The 17,366-nt window shown below is 73.4% G+C and carries 23 protein-coding genes; 8 read left to right on the top strand and 15 right to left on the bottom strand.

What is annotated here, in order from left to right; translation table 11 throughout:
• Positions 1-46: 46 nt before the first annotated feature.
• Entirely contained in the window at positions 47-961 is a 915-nt protein-coding gene (locus ACFE60_RS03600) for a hypothetical protein (RefSeq protein WP_375387469.1), read from the bottom strand.
• 111 nt (positions 962-1,072) lie between these two features.
• Entirely contained in the window at positions 1,073-1,723 is a 651-nt protein-coding gene (locus ACFE60_RS03595; protein WP_375387468.1) for a hypothetical protein, read from the bottom strand.
• A gap of 102 nt (positions 1,724-1,825) precedes the next feature.
• On the opposite strand from ACFE60_RS03595, the gene ACFE60_RS03590 reads away from it, so the two are divergent.
• The 3 genes from ACFE60_RS03590 to ACFE60_RS03580 all read left to right on the top strand — a co-directional run bounded on the left by ACFE60_RS03590 (position 1,826) and on the right by ACFE60_RS03580 (position 3,520).
• Positions 1,826-2,338, top strand: a complete 513-nt coding sequence (locus ACFE60_RS03590; protein WP_375387467.1) for a putative immunity protein — start codon at positions 1,826-1,828, stop codon at positions 2,336-2,338.
• Positions 2,339-2,414: 76 nt separating this feature from the next.
• On the top strand, positions 2,415-2,645 hold the full coding sequence (locus ACFE60_RS03585; RefSeq protein WP_375387466.1) for a hypothetical protein: 231 nt from the start codon (positions 2,415-2,417) through the stop codon (positions 2,643-2,645).
• A gap of 305 nt (positions 2,646-2,950) precedes the next feature.
• Entirely contained in the window at positions 2,951-3,520 is a 570-nt protein-coding gene (locus tag ACFE60_RS03580) for a chloramphenicol phosphotransferase CPT family protein (protein WP_375387465.1), read from the top strand.
• A 329-nt stretch (positions 3,521-3,849) separates the two neighbouring features.
• On the opposite strand, the gene ACFE60_RS03575 is transcribed toward ACFE60_RS03580, so the two are convergent.
• The 4 genes from ACFE60_RS03575 to ACFE60_RS03560 form a co-directional block, all read right to left on the bottom strand.
• A complete protein-coding gene (locus ACFE60_RS03575; protein WP_375387464.1) occupies positions 3,850-4,032 on the bottom strand; it encodes a hypothetical protein in 183 nt (60 codons plus the stop codon).
• Positions 4,033-4,638: 606 nt separating this feature from the next.
• Entirely contained in the window at positions 4,639-5,373 is a 735-nt protein-coding gene (locus ACFE60_RS03570; RefSeq protein WP_375387463.1) for a class I SAM-dependent methyltransferase, read from the bottom strand.
• Positions 5,374-5,463: 90 nt separating this feature from the next.
• Positions 5,464-6,189: a phosphotransferase gene (locus ACFE60_RS03565; RefSeq protein ID WP_375387462.1), complete on the bottom strand. Its 726-nt coding sequence runs from the start codon at positions 6,187-6,189 to the stop codon at positions 5,464-5,466.
• 95 nt (positions 6,190-6,284) lie between these two features.
• Positions 6,285-6,941 carry an HAD family hydrolase gene (locus ACFE60_RS03560; protein ID WP_375387461.1) on the bottom strand — a complete coding sequence of 219 codons (657 nt, stop codon included), beginning with the start codon at positions 6,939-6,941 and terminating at the stop codon, positions 6,285-6,287.
• A 312-nt stretch (positions 6,942-7,253) separates the two neighbouring features.
• On the opposite strand from ACFE60_RS03560, the gene ACFE60_RS03555 reads away from it, so the two are divergent.
• Positions 7,254-7,895, top strand: a complete 642-nt coding sequence (locus ACFE60_RS03555) for a hypothetical protein (protein ID WP_375387460.1) — start codon at positions 7,254-7,256, stop codon at positions 7,893-7,895.
• Positions 7,896-8,031: 136 nt separating this feature from the next.
• Here the strand turns inward: ACFE60_RS03555 and ACFE60_RS03550 are convergent, their stop codons facing one another.
• A complete protein-coding gene (locus tag ACFE60_RS03550) occupies positions 8,032-8,709 on the bottom strand; it encodes a hypothetical protein (RefSeq protein WP_375387459.1) in 678 nt (225 codons plus the stop codon).
• Positions 8,710-8,770: 61 nt separating this feature from the next.
• Positions 8,771-9,256 (bottom strand): hypothetical protein, encoded by a 486-nt coding sequence (locus tag ACFE60_RS03545; protein ID WP_375387458.1) that lies wholly within the window; start codon positions 9,254-9,256, stop codon positions 8,771-8,773.
• Positions 9,257-9,370: 114 nt separating this feature from the next.
• On the opposite strand from ACFE60_RS03545, the gene ACFE60_RS03540 reads away from it, so the two are divergent.
• Positions 9,371-10,300, top strand: a complete 930-nt coding sequence (locus ACFE60_RS03540) for a hypothetical protein (RefSeq protein ID WP_375387457.1) — start codon at positions 9,371-9,373, stop codon at positions 10,298-10,300.
• 185 nt (positions 10,301-10,485) lie between these two features.
• Here ACFE60_RS03540 and ACFE60_RS03535 read toward each other — a convergent pair whose 3' ends face one another.
• From ACFE60_RS03535 to ACFE60_RS03525, 3 genes are all read right to left on the bottom strand, one after another.
• On the bottom strand, positions 10,486-10,746 hold the full coding sequence (locus ACFE60_RS03535; protein ID WP_375387456.1) for a hypothetical protein: 261 nt from the start codon (positions 10,744-10,746) through the stop codon (positions 10,486-10,488).
• A 165-nt stretch (positions 10,747-10,911) separates the two neighbouring features.
• Positions 10,912-11,595 carry a response regulator gene (locus ACFE60_RS03530; protein ID WP_375387455.1) on the bottom strand — a complete coding sequence of 228 codons (684 nt, stop codon included), beginning with the start codon at positions 11,593-11,595 and terminating at the stop codon, positions 10,912-10,914.
• Entirely contained in the window at positions 11,592-12,803 is a 1,212-nt protein-coding gene (locus tag ACFE60_RS03525) for a sensor histidine kinase (RefSeq protein ID WP_375387454.1), read from the bottom strand. The genes ACFE60_RS03530 and ACFE60_RS03525 overlap by 4 nt, the downstream gene beginning before the upstream one ends.
• 227 nt (positions 12,804-13,030) lie before the next feature.
• Between ACFE60_RS03525 and ACFE60_RS03520 the strand changes: the two genes are divergently transcribed.
• The 3 genes from ACFE60_RS03520 to ACFE60_RS03510 are packed head-to-tail and all read left to right on the top strand — an operon-like array spanning position 13,031 to position 15,857.
• Entirely contained in the window at positions 13,031-14,005 is a 975-nt protein-coding gene (locus ACFE60_RS03520; protein ID WP_375387453.1) for an efflux RND transporter periplasmic adaptor subunit, read from the top strand.
• Positions 14,002-14,694 carry an ABC transporter ATP-binding protein gene (locus tag ACFE60_RS03515; protein WP_375387452.1) on the top strand — a complete coding sequence of 231 codons (693 nt, stop codon included), beginning with the start codon at positions 14,002-14,004 and terminating at the stop codon, positions 14,692-14,694. The genes ACFE60_RS03520 and ACFE60_RS03515 overlap by 4 nt, the downstream gene beginning before the upstream one ends.
• Positions 14,691-15,857, top strand: a complete 1,167-nt coding sequence (locus ACFE60_RS03510) for an ABC transporter permease (RefSeq protein ID WP_375387451.1) — start codon at positions 14,691-14,693, stop codon at positions 15,855-15,857. Before ACFE60_RS03515 ends, ACFE60_RS03510 begins: the two co-directional genes overlap by 4 nt.
• 43 nt (positions 15,858-15,900) lie before the next feature.
• Here the strand turns inward: ACFE60_RS03510 and ACFE60_RS03505 are convergent, their stop codons facing one another.
• The 4 genes from ACFE60_RS03505 to ACFE60_RS03490 form a co-directional block, all read right to left on the bottom strand.
• Positions 15,901-16,371, bottom strand: a complete 471-nt coding sequence (locus ACFE60_RS03505; protein WP_375387450.1) for an SRPBCC domain-containing protein — start codon at positions 16,369-16,371, stop codon at positions 15,901-15,903.
• On the bottom strand, positions 16,364-16,705 hold the full coding sequence (locus ACFE60_RS03500; RefSeq protein WP_375387449.1) for an ArsR/SmtB family transcription factor: 342 nt from the start codon (positions 16,703-16,705) through the stop codon (positions 16,364-16,366). Before ACFE60_RS03500 ends, ACFE60_RS03505 begins: the two co-directional genes overlap by 8 nt.
• Positions 16,695-17,129: an SRPBCC family protein gene (locus ACFE60_RS03495; RefSeq protein WP_375387448.1), complete on the bottom strand. Its 435-nt coding sequence runs from the start codon at positions 17,127-17,129 to the stop codon at positions 16,695-16,697. The genes ACFE60_RS03500 and ACFE60_RS03495 overlap by 11 nt, the downstream gene beginning before the upstream one ends.
• Before the next feature lie 72 nt (positions 17,130-17,201).
• Positions 17,202-17,366, bottom strand: a 165-nt coding sequence (locus ACFE60_RS03490; RefSeq protein WP_375387490.1) for a response regulator transcription factor, incomplete at its 5' end; no start/stop codon positions are given.

Here is a 17,366-nt window from a genome sequence, read left to right as displayed (position 1 = left end):
CCCGCAGTCTCCGCCTGCCGCGCTGACGGTCCGCGGAGCGCGCGGATCAGGAGGCGCCGAGCCGGTCGAGCGCGTCCCCGGCGTCGTCGGCGTCCCGCTGCGCGTCCTCCGCCGCGGCCGATGCCGCGGCCGCCGCCGAGCGGGCCGTGCCGGCGGCGGCCTGCGCGGCCCGCCGGCCCGCCTCCGCGGCGTCGAGCCGCTGCTGCAGCCGCTCGAGCTGCGCGCGGAGGTCGTCCGCCTCCTCCACCTGCCGGTCCGCCTCCGCGGCCGCGTGCTCGGCCTCCGCCGCGGCGTCCTCGGCGGCACGACGCGCCTCCCGCGCGGCGCGAGCGGTCTCCTCCGCCCGCGCCTCCGCCGCCTTCCGGCGCTCCGCGTCCTCGTCGCGATCCGGAGGCGCCGCGGCCGTCCGCGCGTGCCGGCCGACGGGCGCGATCGGGCCGAGCCGGTCGCCCACCGCGAGGGCAGCGCTCAGGTCGACCGGGTCGAGGCCCTCCGCCACCAGGCTGCGCACCAGGCGCCCGGAGCGCATCGCCGCGGCGGCGTCGTGATCGACCAGGGCGGCCTGCAGGGTCTGGTGGACCTCCTCGAGCACCGAGGCGCTCGCGCGCCGGCCGGTCTGCTCGGAGCGGTCCGCCGCGATCCCGGCGAGCTCCGCGATCAGCGTCCTGCGCTCGGTGGTGAGCTCCCGGAGGCGCGTGCGGTCCCCGTCCTCCTGCGCCGCCCGCAGCCGCGACCCGAGGTCGTCGAGGCGGTCGAGGTCCTCGGCGTGCTCGCGCGCGAGCAGATCGATCAGCCAGGCCGCGGCGGACGGCTTCGGCAGGGCGCCGACCCGCGCCGCGAGGTCGCGGTCGCCGTCCTCGCGCGCCGCACGGACCCTGGCGGTCCGTGCGGCGGTGAAGTCGCCGAGCGGGGCCGCGTACAGCTCCGCGGCGATCGCCGCCACGTCCCTATCGCTCGCCATCGGTCCGGTCCACTCGGGGCGTCCGCCCGTGCACGCGCATGCGGGCCCTCCCGCGCATGCCGGCCCTCCCGCGTCCGGGCGCGCCGCTGAGGGCCCGTCCCGCTGCGCGGCTCAGCGCGCGTCCTCGCGCTCGCGGTCGAGCGTGCCGCCACCCACCTCGGTGGTGCGCTTCCACTCGGCGTTCACGACGCCGAGCCGACGCCGGATCGCCGGGCCCTGGCCGTGCAGCACGAACGCGACGCCGGCGACGAGCAGGGCGATGGGCCGCAGCAGCTCGAGATCGAGCCGCACGTACAGCAGCAGCATGGGCTCCCACGGAACCGTGCTCATCGCGGCTGTCAGCACCGCCTCCGCGGCGACGAGCAGCAGGACCCAGCGCGCGACGCCGTGCAGCACCCGGGCCCGGACGACCGAGGTCGCGGCGACCACGGTCGCGACGGTGACGAGGCCGAGCAGCGTCATGTTCGTCACCAGCGCGGGCAGGCCCGCCAGCGGGAGGGCGAAGAGGGCCTCCCACACCAGCGGTCCGACGCCGAGCACGACGAGCGCGATCCGGCCGACGAGCGACCCGCCGACGACGTCGTCGCCGCGGACGCCGAACGCGAGCACGCAGGCGCCGGCCGCCAGCGCGACCGCCGAGAGCAGCGCCAGCCCCTCGCTGCCTCCGACCAGCAGGAGCAGCACCAGGAGCAGTCCCGCGAGCGTCAGCAGACCGCCGCCGACCATCGTCGTGGTCGTGGTGCGATCCGGTGACGCGGCCATGTGAACCCCCTCCTCATCAGCCGTGATGCGGTGCGCGGAGCGTACTCCGGCGCCGATCCCCGGTGCGAGCGGATGCGTAGGCGAGGCGCGCAGGATCGGAGGATGCCGATCCTGCCCGCGCAGCGCGACCCGCGGCTGATCACGGTGCGGCGCGGCGGGACGCTCACCGACGAGCACCACCGCCTGCTGGCCGGGTGGGCGCTCGGTTGCGCCGAGCACGTGCTGCACCTCTTCGACGCTGCCGGCACCGGAGACGCCGGACCGCGGGAGGCGATCGCCATCGGGCATGCGTGGATCCGGGGCGAGGTGCCGATGCGCACCGCGCATCAGGCGGCCTTCACCGCGAACGCGGCCGGACGGGGGCTGCCCGATCCGGCGCGTTTCGCGGCGCTCGCGGCCGGTCAGGCGGTCGCGGTCGCCCACGTCGCGGCGCACGACCTCGGCGCGGCCGCCTACGCGATCCGGGCGGTCCAGGCCGCCGCGGGAGGCGACCCGGCGGCCCGCCTCGCGGAGCGCGACCGGCAGCGCGTGCTCCTGCCGCTCGCGGTCCGCGATCTGGTCCTGGAGGATCAGGCGGCCCGCAGCGCCATCTGCTGGCACGCGTTCGACGACTGACGCGGGCCCGACCCCGACGCGTCTCTCGAAGCGCGGCTGTGCGCTGGATCCGCGAACCCGCCGCTAGCGTCGCGCCGTGATCCTCTGGCTGAACGGCACGCACGGCGTCGGGAAGACCACGACGGCCGCGCTGGTGCAGGGGCTCATCCCCGATTCGCGGGTGCTCGATGCCGAGAAGGTCGGCGAGGTACTGATCAACGTCACGCCCGGTCTTCCCGCCACGGACGACTTCCAGCACTGGCCGCCGTGGCGCCCCCTCGTGGTCGAGACGGCCCGCCGGGTGCACGACTACGCGGGGGCGTGCTGATCATGCCGATGATTGTGCTGGTGGAGGAGTACTGGCGCGAGATCAGCGGGGGCCTGGCCGCGTACGGCGTCCCCCTCCGGCGCCTCCTGCTGCACGCTGATCGCTCCGAGCTGGAGCGCGGATCGACGGCGACACGGTCCTCGGGCCGTCGGCGTTCCGGACGGGGCGGCTCGACGACTACGAGACGGCGTTCGCCGGCTGGCTGCGCGACGCGGCGGAGGTCGTCGACACCACCCGACGGACGCCCGAGGAGGTCGCGCGCCTGGTCGCGCGGGCCGTCGCCCGCTGACGGCTAGCGTCCTTGTGTGGAGGCGCGGGGCCGAGTGGTGCTGCTGAACGGGGCGTCGAGCTCCGGCAAGTCGAGCATCGGCCGGGCGATGCTCCCGCTGCTGCAGGACCCGTGGTTCCTCGTGCCGGTGGACGCGATCAGCGGCCTGCGCTCGACGGTGCATCGCGCGCAGCTCGACGCGGCGGAGGTCGCAGCGATGCTGACCCGCACGCGCCGCGGCTACCACCGCGCGGTCGCGGCACTCGCGTCGGCCGGGAACGACGTGATCATGGACTACCCGCTCAGCGAGCGCTGGCGGCTGCACGACCTGCTCGCGGTGCTGGAGGGGTACGCCGTGACGCTCGTCGACGTGGTCTGCGCTCCGGAGGAGCTGGCGCGCCGCGAGCGGCAGCGCGGCGACCGGCCGATCGGGTTGGCGCGCTCGCAGGACGTGTTCGCGCACGACGACCGGGACCTCGTCGTGGACACGACGGCGACCTCGCCGGAGGAGTGCGCCGCCGCGATCGTCCGCCACGTGGAGGAGCACGAGGGAGGAGCGGCGTTCGACCGCCTCCGGCGCCGCCTCGCCGAGCAGCCGTCTCCGTAGCGGTTCGCCGTGCCGCGGCCCCGGGCTTGCTGTGCACGTCCGCATCCCCGAGGCTGGGTGGGCGTTGGCCGACCTGACGGTAAGGGCCTATGGGCGTTGTCCCGGCAACGGGTTCAAGAAGGTTCAGGAAGTAGACCGCCCTTCGCCGCCAGCGCCTTCCCTCGTGTCCCATGACGAGTCGTCCATCGATGTCTCGGCTTCACGGCGCCCGGTCGGGTTGCAGTCCTCCATCTCCGTGGTCGCATGATGCCGAACGCGGTCGAAACGATCGGATCGAGTCGCGTTGCGTCGTTGTCGATCGCGCCCGCGACTCCTCACGAAGGGTCCGATCACGTCCGGGTGAACCGCGCATCGCGCTCCTGCAGAGCGCGGCGAACGGCCGCTTGGAAGCGCGCGAACGACGGACTCGCGAGCTGCGGCGCCCGCACGCGTCCGTTGTCGAGGGTCTGGCAGCCGCTCGTCGACCACCACAGGCTGACCGGTGCAGCGCGGCTGTCGGCGAAGGTGATCACGGTCACGGAGCCGGAATCCGCCGGGCAGGCGACCGGTCCCTCCTCGCGTCTCGCGACGGACACACCGGCAGCGGCCGAGGCGATCGAGGTCGCGGCCACGGGGCCGAGCCGAGCGCTCGACGCGAGCGCGCGCATGCGACTCGGCTGCACGCCGAGGGGGCCGCGATAGACGCAGACGAGGGCGGAACGCGGATGAGGATCGGCACGGATCAGCGCATCGCGCGGAGCGCCGCTGTCCGCGACGTCCGCGATCGTGCCGAGGGCGGGGAGGCAGCTCCCCGCCGAGGACGTCGCTGCGGGCGTCCGCGCGGGGTACCGATCCGGCTCGGAGTCCGTGCACGCGGCCAGGCTCACGGCCACCAGGCAGGCGAGGACCGCTGTGAGGACTCGCATGCTCTCGAGTGTGCGCCAGGAGCCACTGCCTCTCAGCGGTCATCGCAGAAGGACGTCGGCGAGTGGTGATGGTCGGGTGCGACAGCCGTGGGTCCGTCCGGCGACCGAGGTCGATCCGACTCAAGCGCAGCCGGACGGTCGAGCGAGAGAGCCGTCGGCCCGGGGGCGCTCGGTCCGACGACGTCTCAGGAGCAGGGGACTTCGGAGCGCGATTCAGTCGACCGCAGGGCGTTCCGCGATGAAGACCAGTTCCAGCCCTGGCCGGTCCGGGGCGTCGAGCAGGTCGATGACGGTGAACCCCGCGGCCCCGAGATCGGCACGCACCTCCGCTTCGCTGCGGAACCTGATCGTGGAAACCGAGGTCAGCGTCTCGCCGTCGGGCTCGAACGTCCAGCTCGAACGGAAGCGCACCAGGGGAAGCTGGGAGGCGAGCACCTCGGTCCAGGTCTCGACGGCCCCGACTCCTTCGAGGTCCACCGTCCGACGCGTACGGGGTCCGGTCCAGGTCTCCCAGGCCTTCGCACCGGGAGTGCGCGTCTCGAAGACGAGATGGCCCCTCGGCACGAGGGCGGCATGGGCCCGCGCAAGCAGGTCGCGCCACTGCTGGTCCCCGGTGAACTGCTGCGCCGTGTTCCCGGTCATGACCACGAGGTCGCGGTCGGAGCCTCTGAAGACGTCCGCGGAGCCGAGGAGCCAGGTCACGCGTTCACCACCTGGCTTCACCCGGGCGACGTCGAGCGAAGCAGCCGCGGGATCGACGCCGACGACGTCGAGACCGCGCTCGGCGAGCAGCACGGCGAGTGCGCCCGTTCCGCACCCGATGTCGAGCACCCGGCTCGCACCGAGCCGATCGGCGATGTCGAGGTACAGGTGCAGGTCTGCCCGGTCGCCATCGAGCTCGTCATAGATCTCAGCGAGTCGCGGGTCGGTGAACTCCTCGTTGGCCACATGACCAGACGCTAGCGACGGGGCATCCGTCGTCTCGTTCCTCGATCTGACGTCCCGTGCCCTCGGCAGCGACGTGACCGCGCCGTGGAGTCAGGACTCGGCGTGCCAGAGCCGTCGGAAGTAGGCGATGCGATCGTCGTCCGGTTCGATGCCGTAGGCGTCGAAGAAGAGGGGTTCCCAGCCCGGACCGAAGTTCCACTCGAGCGACATGGAGGCGACGGCGAGGTCGGCCCAGCGGTCGCCGAGCACGAGGTCGCCGACGTCCACGATCCCGGCGAAGCCGCCGTCGGCCCGGACCAGCGTGTTCGGAGCGCAGGCGTCGCCATGCACGATCACAGGCGGTTCGTCCACGGGCGCGGGTCCGAGCGCCGGCGGTCGCCGCGTCGCCCACGACTCCCATCCGGAGGGGAACCGGGTCACGTCCAACTCATGAAGTCCCCTCAACCCGCCGGCGATCGCGCGCACGGCGGTCTCCGGCTCGGCTCGCCAGCGGGGGGTCACCGCGGATGTGCCGGCGAGGGCGGCGGTGAGCATCCAGCCGCCCCGCCCGTCGTGCCCCGAGTCGAGCACCTCCGGAACCGGGTAACGCCCGAGCAGCCAGCGCATCCGCTCGACCTCCCGGTGCAGATCGAGCCCGGCCTCATCCGGGCTCCATTTCAGGTACCGGGTGCCCAACGACCACGTCTGACCCCCGAGCTCGTTCCGCCACACGAGCTCCGGCGTCCCCGTCGCGAGCGTGCTCAGGATCGGCGCGGGATGTTCACCCGGCGGCAGCAGCTGGAAGCGCCGATGCCAGTCCTCGGACCCGGTCTTCACGTCGATATCGTCATCCCCCCCCTCGCCCGGCGGCGAGACCCAGCAGCAGTCCACGCACGTGCTGTCCTACTCCGTCATGTCTCCCACGCGCAGCACTACGCCGGGTCGAACCGGAGCGCTCGGCCGACCCGCGAGTCCGCGGCGAAGTGCGATCGCAGTGCCTTCAGCACCTCCGGAAGACCCTGGGTGTGCTCGGCCTGCATCCCTGAGGCTCTCGCTGCTTGAACGTGCTCCTCGGAGTCGTCCAGGAAGAGCAGCCGGTCGGGAGTGGTGCCGATGGTGCGGATCACGTGACGGAACATCGCCGGATCGGGCTTCATGATCCCGAGCTCGTGCGACGTGAACGTCCATTCGAAGTGCTGGACGAGTCCCCAGTGGTCGAGATGCCGCTGCCACTGCACCCGGTTCGTATTGCTCAAGCAGCCCATCGGGACAACGCCGTTCAGGCTGCGAAGCAGCTCCAGCGATCCCGCGTACGGCCCAGCGGACCATCGGGCGAAGTCGGCGAGGAATTCGCTTGGCGAGAGGCCGAGCTGCCAGTCGTTCACGACGCCCCTCGCGAAGGCGTCCGCACCGCAGCCGCCGCGCTCGAATGCGTGCACCCATTCGGATGCGATCCATCGAGATCGCAGCCCGGGGCCGTCGTCCTCGCCCGACAGCTCGGCCAGCCGCTCGAGCCCGCCGAAGTCCATCAGCACGCCGCCGAGATCGAACAGGATGACATCGGGCTCAGCGACGTCGGCCTCACTCACGGCCGACGGCTCGCGGCCTCGGCGGGCTGCAGACCGGTGCGGTGGACCGCCACGCCGTCGGACGTCATCGCTGCAGTATGGCTCCGCCATCGCTGGTGCAAGAGGTCGCATCTCCTCGACCTCGCCGTCGTGTGAGAACGGCGTCCAGCCGGCGGACCGAGACGAGGCGCGGCTCGTAGCGGGCACCTGAGACCGCTCAGGTCGGGTTCGAAGAGGACGGGACCGGTCGACGTCCGCGCTCGACAGCCATCTCCGGACGGGTGACCGGAGACCGGAGACCGGCCACGGAGCGGAGGTGAGGATGATGGTGCGGTGAGGTCGTGGCAGCCCATTCCCGGGAACCCCTGGCCGCACGACATGGTGCTGACCATCACCGGTGACGACGACGGTCTCGCGGAGCTGCTCTGGGTCCGGGAGGCCTGGGGCCTCTCAGCCGGCGGCGACGTGCCGCCGCCTGTGGAGCTCCCGGTCGAGGGCGTGCAGACCGTGGAGAGCCTCCGCCGCGACAAGAGCCAGTGGGAGCGAGCCTGGACCGAGTCGTGGTCAGCGCGCCTCGGTCACGTGGGCAAGGCGCAGGATCACGACGCGTTCGAAGCCATGCGGAGGGCTCCGCTCGGGTCGATGGAGCGACGCGACCTGTTCGATGCGCTACGGGGGCCCTCCTGGCGCGATCGGTTCGGCGACGCCGCCTTCGACGACCGCTATCAGCAGTGGACCCTGCGCCTGTCCGCTCTGCACCGCAGCGACGACCGGCTTCCACTCGATCAGCATCCGGAGCGACGGTGCCTGGACGCGTTGGTCCCGGCGTGGGAGCGAGGACTCACCACGGTGGTGACGATCCCGTGCTCCGGGACCTACACGCGGACGATCGGACGCAGCGGGCTCTGCGTGACGCGTGCCACACGGTTCGACACCGAGCGGTACCGGGAGGCGCTGACGACGTTCGGGCGGTGACCGGTGCCCATACACCGGAGAAGGTCTCGAGACCTCGACGGCGGGCGCGCCAGCCCAGATGTCGACACGAATCGCGCCTCCGCGATCGAACCGTCTCATCGGAATGCCTCGGCGCGTGGATGGGGCGACCCTCTGCTCACGCGATCAGGTCGGCGTCCGCTCGCGCGAGACCGTCGCGCATCCGATCACGTTCGGTGTCGTCCCAGCCGCCGCTGCCGGCGAGCGGGATCTCCAGGATGTGTCGGCGAGACGCCGCCGGGATCGCGCGTGCGACCGTGATCGGCTCCGTGGCGAGGGTGCGGTAGAGCGCGGGCCCGTCGGCGTAGAAGGGGTCCGTGATGCGCAGCGAGCCATCGGCGGCCCGCATGATGTTCGAGGGGTTGTCGTCGATCGGGCCGCACCAGGGCAGCGCGGCGGCGGCCTCGCGATGGAAGCGGAGGAGGAGCGCGGCAGCCGGCTCGATCGCCGGATCCGGCTCCTGGAGGCGCTTGTGGATCGCTGCGCCGATCGCGGTGTCGACCGGTTCCAGGAACTCCATCAGCAGGAGGTGCGCCCCGCCGTCGAGGTGCCGCTCGAGGTGGAGGCGCGGGAACCAGCCGGACGCTTGGCCCGCGCGGTAGAGCGCGGCGGTGTACGGCGCAGATGGGTCGAACGGGCTGATCCGCGCGGCCGTCCGTCCGTCGGGAGACCGGAGGGCGATGGCCCAGTCGCCCTGTCCGCAGACGCTCCATCCACAATTCTCGAGGACGACCCGGGCGGCCTCGTGATCGCTCCCGAGTGGAACGGCTCGGACCTGCCGCAGCATCTCGTCCACCGTCGGACGCTAGCGCGCCCAGTGCCTGAGGCTGCTCGGCCTCGGGCTGATCAGGACCGGGTCACCCCGTCGATGCCGGACCCGCCGGGACGACGGTCTGCAGCCGCATGATCGCGACGCTGGCCGCGGTCGCGAGGCCGATGAACCCGGCGGCCGCCGTGACCTCGCCCGCCAGGCCTACCAGCCACCACGACCCGAAGAGGTCCGGGCTGCCCGGCCCCTCCAGGCCGTAGATCGCCGAGATCGCGCTGAAGCGGAGGTCGACGACGGCCGCGACGACCACCCCGCCGACGACCAGCGCCATGGCGAGCGCGACCACCGACAGGCTCGGACCGGGACGCCGCGACCGCAACCCGAGCACCATCAGCACGAGTGCGACACCGAGCACCGCGAAGCAGCCGATCGCGATCCCGAGGCTCGCGGCCGTCAGACCGGAGGTGAGGTTGATCGCGTCGGCCTCGAACGGGGAGAAGTCGACGCACCGACGGTCCGGGAAGCAGACCGGGATGTCCTGGGTCCACACCGATCGGAATCCGGGAGCGAGCACGACCCCAATCTGCTCGCGGTGATGTCGACGCGCCTCCTCCGGGCGGGTGAGATGTGCGCGATGAGCGCACCGACGTCCTTGAGACGCGGGCGACGCCGGCGGACACTCCTCATCGTGGTGCGCATGGAGGGTCGGGCGCTCGCGGTCTGGGCGGCCGCGGTCGTCCTCGTGCTGGGCGTGGCCGGCTGCTCAGCACGCGGAGGAGCGATGCCCGGTGCCTCGGAGTCTCCATCGGCGGTCCCGTCCGCCTCGCCGGAGGCGCCCGCGAGCGACCCTGCCGCGGAGTCGGCGGCGCTGCTCCTCGTGCCGACGATCTGGCGCCTCCGGGACGCGGCCGGCGAAGCGCCGGACACGTGGATCCGGTTCGACTCCGAGATCGACCTCATCCGGCCCAAGGGCGACGTGGAGCTGTCGTGGAGCACGCAGGGCGACGCGCTGCTGACGCACGTCGACGGCTGGTCCATGACGCTCGGGACCACGCCACCGGCGGTGCCGTGGCTGACCGAGACCACCCGGTTCAGCCGTGCCGGCGACGGCTGGGTGCTCACGGATGCGGACGGTCGCCGGACCGCGCGGCTCGTGCAGGACGGCGTTCCACCGCCGTCGACGCATGCCCTGCACACGCTGCCGGAGGTCGACGACTTCATCCGCGCGCAGCACGTCGACGCCGTACCGGGATCGACGGTGCGGGCGATCGACCCGGCGGCGGTCGTCGGCACGTGGGGCCTGCCCGGCGTCGCCGACGCGGATGGATCGGTCACGCTCGCCTCGGACGGCACCTGGCGGGCGCGGACGAGCTGCGAGGTGCTCGGGAACGCCGATGGAGGAGGGGGTGCCTACCGCCTGCTGCCGACCGGCTTCGTGCTGGTCACGGCGGGCGCGATCGGCGGCACGGGCTGCATCGAGCCGCAGCACGTCCCTCCTGCGGACGCGACGGCGGTCCTCGACTTCTTCAAGGCCGCCTCGGTCGCCGTAGACGGGTCGCGGATGACCGTGTACGACCGCGCCGGCCGACGGCTGGGGACGCTGGAGCGCACGGACTGATCTTGGGCCGGGCGAGTCCGGCCCGATCGGGGCGTCCTCGGTCGCCCGCATCGGGCCGAATCCGCCCGGCCGCGCGGGCGGGACCGCCAGGGTCGGGCCGAGACCGCCCGGATCGGGCCGAAACTGCTCACGACGAACGAGCACCAGCACCAGCGCCGGCGCCGGCGCCGGCGAGGGCGCTCCGATCAGCGCGCGGCCCGCAGCTGTGCCCGCACGAGCGCCGCGACCGTCCCGCAGCCGGCGAGCACCAGCGCGCAGCCGGCGGCGACGGCCGCGACCAGCCCGCGGCTGATGTCGACGCGGGTGCCGATCTCGCCGGAGACCGTGAACGGGTCGCGCAGCGAGACCCCGGCCGCGACCGCGATGACCGCGCCGATCACCGCGACGAGCAGCGCCACCACGAGCACGACCGCCCGCCGATCGCTCATCGGCTCGACGTCGTGCATCGTCCGACCGTAGGCGCTCGCGCAGCCGATCTCGGGCCGCCCGCCCGTCCGTCGTGAAGGACCGTGTCGCTGCTGCAGGACGTGCGCGGGCCATCTCGTCCTGCACGAGGGACGGGATCCTGCACAGCGCACGCGACCGCCGCGGCCTCCCGCAGCGCCAGCGGATCAGGACGCCGCGTCGTCGCCGGGCGCGAGCAGGCCGGACTCGTAGGCGAAGATCACCAGCTGCGCGCGGTCGTGCGCCGCGAGCTTCGTCATCGTGCGGTTCACGTGCGTCTTCGCGGTCGACGTCGAGATGTACAGGCGCTCGGCGATGTCCTGGTTCGACAGACCGCGGGCGACGAGCTCGAGGATCTCGGTCTCCCGCTGCGTCAGGCCCGCCAGCGTCTTCACGAGGTCGGCGTCGGGCTCGGGCGCGGCCGGCTGCAGCACCGATCGGCGGATGAGGCTGCGGGTCGCGGTCGCGGACAGCAGGGCTTCCCCGTGCGCGACCGTGTGGATCGCGCGCATCAGGTCGGCCGCGTCCATGCCCTTGCCGACGAACCCGCTCGCGCCGGCGCGCAGCGCCCGCACGATGTACTCGTCCTCCTCGAACGTGGTGAGGATCAGCACGCGGGTCCCGGACAGCCGCGGATCGGCGCAGATCACCCGGGTCGCCTCGATGCCGTCCATCCCGGGCATGCGGATGTCCATCAGCACCACGTCCGGGTGCAGGCGGCGGGCGGCGTCGACCGCCTCCGATCCGTCGACCGCCTCGCCGACGATCGTCAGCCCCTCCTCGTGCTCGACGAGCCCGCGGACGGCGGTGCGGATCAGGGCCTGGTCGTCGGCGATCACCACCGTCGTCACCGCACGACCTCCGCGGCGCTCGTGACGGGGAGGCGGGCGAGGGGGAGGCGCGCGACCAGCCGGAACCGGCCGTCGTCGCCGATCGCCGCGTCGAGCGCGCCGCCGAGCGCAGCGACGCGCTCGCGCATCCCCGTCAGCCCGTGGCCGGCGACGGGGGTGCCGCCCCACGCGTCCGTCCGGTTGTCGAGCTCGATGCGCAGCGCCTGCGCGTCCGTGGTCATCGCGAGCCGCACCGCCGAGTCCGCGCCGTGCTTGTGCGCGTTCGTCAGGCCCTCCTGGATCACCCGGTACGCCACCGACCCGACCTCGGGAGGCACGGTGGCCGGATCGCCCTCGCGGTGCTGCGCGACCCGCAGCCCGTGCTGCTCGAACAGGTCGATCAGCGCGTCGAGCCGCTGCAGCCCGGCGGGAGGGGTGACGGCCGCGGGATCGTCGCCCGGGGCACGCAGCAGCGCGAGCAGCTCGCCGATCTCGGTGATCACCGACCGGGAGGCCTCGCCGATGACCCGGAGGGACTCCTCGGCCTCGGCGGGCCGGTCGCGGACCGCGCGGGAGGCGACGCCGGCGTTCAGGTTGATGACCGCGATCTGGTGCGCGACGAGGTCGTGCAGGTCGCGGGCGATGGCGAGCCGGTCCTCGGCGACGCGGTGCCGCGCCTCCGCCTCCCGCGACTGCTCGGCGCGCGCCGCGCGGTCCGCGTAGGCGGCCAGGGTCGCCCTCCTCGCCCGGGTCGCGCCGCCGGCCGCGGCCGCGAACGCGACGATCGCGGCCAGCTGCACCGCTCGGGCGCTGAGGAACGCGGCCGGGTACTGGCTGAGCGACGGGCCGTTCACCAGGCTCACGAGGGGGAGCACGACCGCGGCTCCCGCCGCGAGCAGCACGGTCGTGCGCCGATCCCTCGACGCCGCGACCGCGAACATGCAGACGGCGACGGGCAGGACGAAGGCCGGCGTGTCGAGGCCGATGAGCGCGCCGACGCAGGCGATCACCACGCAGGCGATGAAGGACTGGACCGGCCACCTGCGGCGGAAGGGCAGGGCGACCGCGCCCGCGGCGAGGAGGGGGACCGCGCGAAGCCCGTCCGCGGCGGGGGCCAGCGGCCCGCCGAACGGCACGAACGCGGCGCCGATCTGCAGCGCGGCGATCAGGACGTCGGTGACGACGGCACGGACGACCGGGCCGCGTGCGCGCTCCTCGGCGGTCGTCATCGGCCCAGCATCCCGCACCGGCCGCCCGCTGTCGTCGGCCGTGCGGGGTAGCCGGGATACCGCGGACGCGGTACCGCGGTTCCCACGGCTGGCGGACGACTCGAGCGAGGCATCGGTCGATGCTGCTCGTCGACCCGGGTCGCGGATCCGGATCGGGAGAACGGAGCAGGCCCGTGGCGGAACGCGGAGCACCGAGGCGACGCCGTCGTCTCGTCATCATCGGAGCGGTGGTCGTGGTGGTGGCGCTGGCCGTCGTCGGGCTGGTGCTCGGCCGACCGCCGAGCGGCGCGGGCAGCACCGCGCTGACCGCGACCGCGAGGACCGCCGACGTGGCGGTCACGGTCACGGCCAGCGGCTCGCTCGCCGACCAGTACACGTACTCGATCGCCGCGGGCACGACGCCGGTGCTCACCGCGAGCGCCGGCACGGCGAGCGCCGGCACCGCGTCTGCCGGCACCGCGTCCGGCGGCACGGCGGCAGGCGGCTCGTCCGCCGGGACTTCGAGCGCCGCCGGCAGCACCTCGACGGCCGGCGGCGGGTCCGGCTACACGACCCGCAGCATCTCGGTGTCGCCCGGTCAGGCCGTCTCCAAGGACCAGCGGATCGCGGTCGCGCGGGACGCCGCGGGCAAGGACCACGACGTCGAGACGCCCGTCGCGGGCCACGTCCGCACGATCTCCACTGCGGTCGGCGCGTCCGCCTCCTCCGTCGCCACGATCGGCGCCGGTCGCACGCTGGCCGCGGTCGACGTCGACGAGAACCAGATCGCGGAGGTGCGCAGCGGCCAGACCGCGCGGGTGACCTTCGGCACGGGCGGCGGCACGGTCACCGGCACGGTCGGCGCGATCGCGCAGACCGCCGACGACAGCTCCGGCGTGAAGCGGTACCGCGTGCTCGTGCAGCCCGAGTCGGTGCCGAGCGGCTCCCGGATCGGGATGACCGTCACGGTCACGATCGACATCGAGCGCCACGACGACGTGGTCACGGTGCCCGCGTCGGCCGTCACCGAGCGGAACGGCCACGACACCGTGCAGGTGGTCGGGGCGAACGGCGTGGCCACCACCGCGCGCGTGGAGGTCGGGCTCACCGGCGACTCCGCCGTCGAGATCGTGAGCGGGCTGCGCGCAGGGCAGAAGGTCGTCATCGGCCAGACCGGCTCGGTGCCGGCGTCGACGGGTCCCCGGGCTCCGGGTGCGCCGTGACCGGGCCCGTGCTCGACCTCGTCGACGTGCGGCGGGAGTACCGGATGGGCGAGACCACGACCGTCGCGCTCGACGGCGTGAGCCTGCGCGTCGACGAGGGCGAGTTCGTCGCGGTCGTCGGCCCCTCCGGATCGGGCAAGTCGACGCTGATGAACCTGATCGGCTGCCTCGACCGGCCCACCTCCGGATCCGTCGCCGTCGGCGGCCGCGCGATCGCGGACCTCGACGACGACGAGCTGACGGAGCTGCGCAGCGAGGAGATCGGCTTCGTGTTCCAGCAGTTCCAGCTGCTGCCGCAGACGTCCGCGCTCGACAACGTCGCGGCCCCGCTGCTGTACCGGGGCGTGCCGACCAGGCGCGCGCGCAGCCGGGCGAAGGAGGTGCTGACCGGGCTGGGGCTCGGCGACCGCCTGCAGCACGACCGCACGATGCTGTCCGGCGGGCAGCAGCAGCGGGTCGCGATCGCCCGCGCGATCGTGACGCAGCCCTCGCTGATCCTCGCTGACGAGCCGACGGGCGCCCTCGACTCGCAGTCCGGCGAGATGGTGATGGGGCTGCTCGGCGACCTCAACCGCGCGGGCCGCACGGTCGTGCTCATCACGCACGACACCCACATCGCGGCGTCCGCGCACCGCCGGGTGCACATCCTCGACGGCCGGGTCGCGGCGGACGACCGGAGCGCGGCATGAACGCCCGCACGGTCGTCGCGCTCGCGGTCTCTCGCATCTGGGCTACCAAGTCGCGATCGTTCCTCACGATGCTCGGCGTCATCATCGGCGTCGCCTCCCTGGTCGCGCTCACCTCCATCGCGAGCGGCGCGACCAGCAGCATCACGAGCTCGCTCGGCAGCCTCGGCGCGACGACCATCACCGTGCAGAGCACGGCGGACACCGCGCTGACCGAGGCCGACGCGGCCGCGGTCGCTGCGCTGCCGAACGTGCAGCGCGTCGCGGAGACCGCCTCCGGGTCGGGCACCGCGACGTTCGGAAGCACGACGGCCACGATCTCGCTGACGGGCGTCTCGCCCGGGTACGCGGCCGCGACGCAGCCGGCGATCGCCGTCGGCCGGTACCTCACGACCTTCGACGGCAGCGAGCGCACCCGCACCGTCGTGCTGAGCGCGACGGCCGCGAACGAGCTCGGCATCACCGGCGGCGACATCGGCTCGACCGTCACGCTCGACGGGCTGCCGTTCACGCTGGTCGGCGTGCTCGACGACGCGAACGGGTTCGGTGCCAGCGGCTCCGCGTCCGTCTCGATGGCGTCCGCCCGCCTGCTGTTCGCGCAGGCGCCCTACGTCTCCAGCATCACGGTGATCGCGGACGAGTCGGAGCACGTCGCCAGCGTCCAGTCCGCCACGGACGCGCTGCTCCGCGACCGCTACGGGCTCGGGGCCGGCGACACGGCTCGGTTCTCGACCACGAACCTCAGCTCGCTGCTGTCGTCGATCGACACGATCCGCGGCCTGCTGTCGCTGCTGCTCGGCGGGATCGCCTCCATCAGCCTCGTCGTCGGCGGCATCGGGATCATGAACATCATGCTCGTGTCGGTGCGCGAGCGGACGCGGGAGATCGGGGTGCGCCGGGCGATCGGCGCCAAGCGGCGCCAGATCCTGGCGCAGTTCCTGGTGGAGGCGGTCGTGCTCTCGGTCCTGGGCGGCATCATCGGGCTCGGGGTCGGCATCGGGCTGTCGGCCCTGATCGCCGGCGTCGCGGGCTGGGCGTTCGCGGTCTCGGCGACCACGATCGGCGTGGCACTCGGCTTCAGCCTCGTCGTCGGCGTCGTGTTCGGCGTCTGGCCGGCCCGCAGCGCGTCGCGCCTGCAGCCGGTCGACGCGCTCCGCTTCGAGTGAGGCGGAGCGTCCTGACCGCGCCGGAGAGGAGAGGTCGGCGCGGTCAGGACGGGCCGGGATCTCCGGACAGCGCGGCACGGAGGAATTCGGGCAGCACGCCGTTCCACCCGCCGAGGTTCCGTTCGCGCCAATCGGGTCCCGCGGCGCCGAGCCGCTCCCAGCCCAGATGGACGATGTCGACCCGGGCTGCGCCGGGCTCGACTGCTACGAAGCGGATCTCGACCTCGGTCGCGTCGGCCGGGTCACGACGGATGTGCCACCGGTACGCGAGACGGTGCGGCGGCTCCCAGGCCGTGATCTCGCCCCACTGCACCTCCCGGCCCGACGAGGTGCGCTCGAGGAGCCGGCCACCGAGTCGCGGCTCGAGGACCACCTCGGTCCCCGCTTCGTCGGTCGCCCGGTGCCCGACCGGCCACCACGCGGCGATGCGCGCCGTCCAGACGTGGAAGGCGTGCTCCGCGGAGCACGCGACGTCGACGCTGATGCGGAGCGGCGGGATCTCCTCCTCAGTCATCGTCGGCTCGAGGCGTCGTGTTCTCGGCGAACATCCGGAACCGGGTCGACGCGTCGCTCCACAGCTGCTCGAGGTAGGCCTGCACGGCCTGCGGTCCCGCGTCGGTCAGTCGGAAGATGTGCCGGGTCCCCGCCCGCTCCTCGGTGACGAAGCCGGTGCGCATCAGCAGCCGGAGGTGGCGCGAGACCGCGGGCCGGCTGATCGGCAGCTCGGAGGCCAGCTCGTGCACCGCCCGCTCCCGTTCGCCGAGCAGCCGCAGGATCTCTCGCCGGTTCGCGTCCGCCAGGGCGTCGAGCGCGTCGCCGGGCTCCGGCGCTCCCGCGTCAGCCCTCAATCGGTGCGTCCGATCCCGCGCGCGCCGCGATGCCGGCGGCGAACCGGTCGAACGACGGCTGCAGGTCGGGCATCGACCGCCAGATCATCGGCAGCATCACGCCGGTGTACTCCTCTCGCATGCGGAAGCGAGTGCCACCGGGCTCGGCCGCGAGGGTGTACGTGCGCACGCCGCGGAACAGCCCCAGAGGCATCCCACCGGACAGCACGAGGGTGCGAGGCGAGTCGAACGTCGTGACCGTGACGGGGAAGCCGCGGCCGGGCGCCGCGGACGACCGGATCGTGATCCGCTCGCCGAGCGCGATCCGCCCGTCGACGTGCTCCACGCCGGAGTCCCAGATCGGCCACGAGCCCGCGTCGACGAGCACCTTCCACACGGACTCCGGAGGCGCCGGAACGACGATCTCGGCTTCGATGAACTTCATGGCACGCCTTTCGGTAACCGCTGCGTTACGGTAAGCCGCAAGTTACCCTACGCGGAGCCGTGGGACCAGCGGTTACGACCGGCGCCAGCCCGCCTCGTAGGCGGTGATGATCGCGCCCGCACGATCGCGGGCGCCCAGCTTCTGCAGGATCGCGGAGACGTGCGCCTTCACGGTGCGCTCGGCGGCGTGCAGGCGGGCGGCGATCTCCGCGTTCGTCGCGCCGAGGCAGACCCGGTC

Source organism: uncultured Amnibacterium sp. (genome assembly GCF_964245895.1).
Lineage (GTDB): Bacteria > Actinomycetota > Actinomycetes > Actinomycetales > Microbacteriaceae > Amnibacterium.
This window is presented reverse-complemented; position numbering and strand designations above follow the sequence as displayed.

Bases quoted from the DNA above. Each gene is read 5' to 3' on its own strand.
- ACFE60_RS03505 (WP_375387450.1), bottom strand. From the start codon at position 16,371: ATGACTGAGGAGGAGATCCCGCCGCTCCGCATCAGCGTCGACGTCGCG.
- ACFE60_RS03600 (WP_375387469.1), bottom strand. From the start codon at position 961: ATGGCGAGCGATAGGGACGTGGCGGCGATCGCCGCGGAGCTGTACGCG.
- ACFE60_RS03595 (WP_375387468.1), bottom strand. From the start codon at position 1,723: ATGGCCGCGTCACCGGATCGCACCACGACCACGACGATGGTCGGCGGC.
- ACFE60_RS03525 (WP_375387454.1), bottom strand. From the start codon at position 12,803: ATGACGACCGCCGAGGAGCGCGCACGCGGCCCGGTCGTCCGTGCCGTC.
- ACFE60_RS03510 (WP_375387451.1), top strand. From the start codon at position 14,691: ATGAACGCCCGCACGGTCGTCGCGCTCGCGGTCTCTCGCATCTGGGCT.
- ACFE60_RS03535 (WP_375387456.1), bottom strand. From the start codon at position 10,746: ATGCACGACGTCGAGCCGATGAGCGATCGGCGGGCGGTCGTGCTCGTG.
- ACFE60_RS03590 (WP_375387467.1), top strand. From the start codon at position 1,826: ATGCCGATCCTGCCCGCGCAGCGCGACCCGCGGCTGATCACGGTGCGG.
- ACFE60_RS03495 (WP_375387448.1), bottom strand. From the start codon at position 17,129: ATGAAGTTCATCGAAGCCGAGATCGTCGTTCCGGCGCCTCCGGAGTCC.